The organism is Ureibacillus suwonensis, from assembly GCF_042655065.1.
GTDB classification, from domain to species: Bacteria; Bacillota; Bacilli; order Bacillales_A; family Planococcaceae; genus Ureibacillus; species Ureibacillus suwonensis.
The window spans coordinates 1-1,243 of record NZ_JBHSNQ010000120.1; the positions used below are offsets into that span (position 1 = coordinate 1).

The window sequence follows — 1,243 nt, forward strand, 5'->3', positions numbered from 1 at the left end:
AACTCCTTTGGAAAATGTGTTTTGGCGATTACATTTTACCAGAGTTTTGTCACTGTCTCATTTTTTTTTGTTCAAAAAAATTGGTGCTGGTTTATACTCACCAACACCAAATATTATAGAGCCAAAATATTGCAGCGGGTATTCAACACTCTTTTTTCGAAGGGTCAGGGAGTCCGCAAGAAGGCATCCCTATTTCGCATCAATGACAAAATCATTCACTGTATTCCGCTCTTCATCTTCTTTTAAATAGATCACCAATTCTTGATGGTATTCATTATCTTCAATATAAAAATCGAGGGAATGAAAATCGTATTTAAACGTGCCGAAAGGAAATGTGACATACTCGCCCTTCACAGCGGCAAGAAGTCCCGCTACATCGTCGGTGACCATTTGAAGCAATTCCTGGCCGGTTGTTGTCAAGACAAATACTACTTTCATCATTTTCACCTTTTTCTCATGAAAAAACGTTGCCTGTCAAGCAACGTTTTATTGTAATCATTATCATTATTCTACCATATGGATTATGTATTGAACATCGATGTTTCTGCATTTTCTTCTTTTTTGATTTTTCCCCAAGGTGTGCCCAGTTTCAATAATGCCCAGCGATCCAGTCCGTACCATCCTGCCACTTTCCATGCAAGCATGACGAGAATTCCGAGCAGCAACAATCGCGGATTCGAGCTGACCGTTCCTGCGAATAAGAAAGCAACGTTCATTAACACGCCGAAAAAGGCGGCGATGGCTGTAAATAATCCGACTATAAGTCCAAGTCCAACAAGCACTTCCCCATAAGCTACCATAAAGCTGATAATCTTAGCGTTTGGCAGGCAGAATGTTTCAAGAAATGCGGCATACCAGCCCATCACATCATGGGTCGTGGAAGCTTTTTCAATAGCCCCTTTCAAGAAGCCGCTTACCGCTGCTCCGGCATTCTTTCCGGTCCAGGCATCATCGGCCACTTTATGGATTCCAGCTTCCAACCACGCCCATCCCAAATAGAGGCGGATGATGAGCCAAATGGCGGCGGAACGCGTGTCGTTAAATAAAAAACGGGTCACCGGATTTTCCGGATAAAAAATCACTTCCTTTTTTTCCATACATTCACTCCCTTCACAAATATCGTATTGTCAAAAATTACTTAATAAAACTTACGTTTTTGTTGATATAACTAGTTTTATATAAAAAAAACTTGCCACCCCCTTAAAATTAGGGTATTTATGAGGTAACCACACACTCAAAAATC

Annotated in this window: 2 protein-coding genes; both read right to left on the minus strand. The window is 40.9% G+C overall.

Annotated features, from left to right (window positions below):
• Nucleotides 1-189 precede the first annotated feature (189 nt).
• Nucleotides 190-438 (minus strand): thymidylate synthase, encoded by a 249-nt coding sequence (locus tag ACFPOH_RS10960; RefSeq protein WP_390309663.1) that lies wholly within the window; start codon nucleotides 436-438, stop codon nucleotides 190-192.
• An 83-nt stretch (nucleotides 439-521) separates the two neighbouring features.
• Nucleotides 522-1,097 (minus strand): DoxX family protein, encoded by a 576-nt coding sequence (locus ACFPOH_RS10965; protein ID WP_342469264.1) that lies wholly within the window; start codon nucleotides 1,095-1,097, stop codon nucleotides 522-524.
• Nucleotides 1,098-1,243: the final 146 nt, after the last annotated feature.